Source organism: Pseudomonas sp. ES1, assembly GCF_050586605.1.
In the GTDB taxonomy this organism is placed as follows: Bacteria; Pseudomonadota; Gammaproteobacteria; order Pseudomonadales; family Pseudomonadaceae; genus Aquipseudomonas; species Aquipseudomonas sichuanensis.
On the sequence record NZ_JBOBDM010000133.1, the window covers coordinates 1 to 1,168 of the forward strand.

1 pseudogene is annotated in these 1,168 nt (G+C 63.8%); it reads left to right on the forward strand.

What is annotated here, in order from left to right:
* Window positions 1–1,168 (forward strand): annotated as a pseudogene (locus ACQ4N9_RS26470) (RHS repeat-associated core domain-containing protein); the annotation flags it as partial.

Here is a 1,168-nt window from a genome sequence, read left to right on the forward strand (position 1 = left end):
TCAAGGCAATCAAGGATGCCAGCGGTAACGAGAAGAAGCTGGCGTACAACGCAGCCGATCAGTTGGTCGAGTACACCGACTGCTCAGGCAAGCGCAGCCAGTGGGAATACGACGATTTCGGCCGTCTGGTGCTGTTCACCGATGCCGCCGGCAACAAGACCGCCTACGAGTACAACGCCGGCCAGCTGGCGAAAGTCATTCATCCGGACAACACCGAAGAGCGCTTCGAGCGCGACGCCGAAGGCCGCCTGCTGGCCCACGCCGATGCCCTGGACCGCTGCACCACGTGGTCTTATAACGCCGCGGGGCTGCTTGCTGAACGCGTGGATGCTGCCGAGCACACCTTGCGTTACCGCTGGGACAAGCTGGGCCGCCTGATCGGGCTGGAGAACGAGAACGAGAGCAAGGCCACCTTCCTCCACGACCCGGTGGGTCGTTTGCTGGAAGAAAAGGGCTTCGATGGCCTGGTGACGCGCTACCGGTACGACCCGGACAGCGGCCGGCTGGCCAGCACGCAGGTCGGCCAACGCCGCATCGACATCACCTTCGATGCCGTGGGGCGCCTGGCCTCGCGGGTGGCGAGCCTGGGCGGCCAGCGCCAGGAAGAACACTTCGCCTATGACGGTAACGGCAAGCTGGTCCAGGCCATCAACGCCGACAGCAAGCTGCAGTGGTTCTTTGATGAAGCCGGTAACCTGACCCGCGAGCACCAGTACTACCTCAAGACTGACGTGCCGATGGTCGCGGTGTGGCAGCACGCGTACGACGCTCTCAATCATCGTGTTTCGACGATTCGTCCGGACGGGCACAAGGTCGGCGTGCTCACCTACGGCAGCGGCCACGTGCTGGGCATGACCCTCGACCAGCATGAACTGCTGGCCTACGAGCGCGACGACCTGCACCGCGAGGTGGTCCGCCATCAAGGCAACCAGTTGATGCAGACCCAGGCATGGGACCCGGCGGGCCGTTTGCAGGAACAACTGCTGGGCAGCCATGACGGCAAGTCCACGCTGCTCAAGCGCCAGTATCAATACGATGCAGTTGGCCAACTGACCGATATCCACGACACCCGCCGTGGCCATCTGGCCTATCAGTACGACCCGGTGGGACGGTTGCTGCAAGCTGCCAGCCGCCTGGGCGTCGAGACCTTTGCCTTCGACCCGGCCGG